This window comes from Streptomyces sp. NPDC059455 (assembly GCF_042750115.1).
Classification (GTDB): domain Bacteria; phylum Actinomycetota; class Actinomycetes; order Streptomycetales; family Streptomycetaceae; genus Streptomyces; species Streptomyces endocoffeicus.
On the sequence record NZ_JBHYVB010000483.1, the window covers coordinates 1 to 1,468 of the forward strand.

Sequence of the window (1,468 nt, forward strand, 5' to 3'; positions counted from 1 at the left end):
AACCCACCAGAGCACGCCCCACACCCACCACATCCACGCCACCACCACCAGCCTGGACAGCACCCACATACTCCAGCAACCGACCCGCCTGAGCCACCAACGCACCCGCACTACGCCCCGACACCACCCACGGCACCACACCACCGCCAGCGGAAACCACCTCCACACTCGAGGCTTCCTCTGCCGACGCTTCCTCAAGAATGACGTGCGCATTGGTCCCCGACACACCGAAGGAAGACACCCCAGCCCGCCGCACCCGCTCCCCACGCGGCCAAACCACCGACTCGGTGAGCAGTTCAACCTCACCCGTGTCCCAGTCCACATGCGAGGACGGCTGGTCCACATGCAACGTGCGCGGCAGCATCTCGCGGTTCAGGGCCATGACCATCTTGATCACACCACCCACACCAGCAGCCGACTGCGTGTGACCGATGTTCGACTTCAACGACCCCAACCACAACGGCCGACCACCCTCACGCTCCACCCCATAAGTAGCCAACAACGCCTGCGCCTCGATCGGATCACCCAACCGGGTCCCCGTCCCATGACCCTCAACAGCATCCACATCCGCCGCCGACAACCGCGCATTGGCCAGCGCCTGCCGAATCACCCGCTCCTGCGACGGACCATTCGGCGCCGTCAACCCATTCGACGCCCCATCCTGATTCACAGCCGAACCACGCACCACCGCCAACACCCGATGCCCCCGCACCCGAGCATCCGACAACCGCTCCAACAACAACACACCAACACCCTCACCGAACCCGGTCCCATCCGCCGCGTCCGCGAACGCCTTGCACCGGCCGTCCACCGACAGGCCACGCTGACGGGAGAATTCCAGGAAGAGACCCGGGGTGGACATCACCGTCGCTCCACCGGCCAGGGCCATCGAGCACTCACCGCTGCGCAGCGCCGCACTGGCCTGGTGCAAGGCAACCAACGACGACGAACACGCGGTGTCCACCGTCACCGCAGGACCTTCGAACCCAAAGGTGTACGCCAGACGCCCCGACGCCACGCTTCCCGCGCTGCCGGAGACCAGGTAGCCCTCGAGCTCCCCCGGGAACTTCCTCAGCCTGGAGGCGTAGTCGCTGTACATCACCCCCATGAACACACCCGTGGCCGAGCCGCGCAGCTCAGCCGGATCGATCCCGGCTCGCTCCACCGCCTCCCAGGACGCTTCCAGCAACAGTCGCTGCTGCGGATCCACCGCCAACGCCTCACGCGGCGACATACCGAAAAACTCCGCATCGAAGTCCGCGGCATCGTTCAGGAAGCCACCGTCGATGGCATAGCTCTTCCCCGCACGGTCCGGGTCCGGGTCGTACAGAGCCTCCAGATCCCAGCCACGATCGACCGGGAAGCCGGAGATCGCGTCCGTCCCGCCGGCCACCAATTCCCACAACTCCTCCGGCGAGGCCACACCACCCGGATACCGACACCCCACCCCCACAATCGCAATCGGCTC

General features: G+C 66.1%; 1 protein-coding gene. It reads right to left on the reverse strand.

What is annotated here, in order from left to right; translation table 11 throughout:
* Window positions 1–1,468: type I polyketide synthase (locus tag ACFXB5_RS53705; protein WP_385223376.1), on the reverse strand; the 1,468-nt coding region annotated here is incomplete at both ends.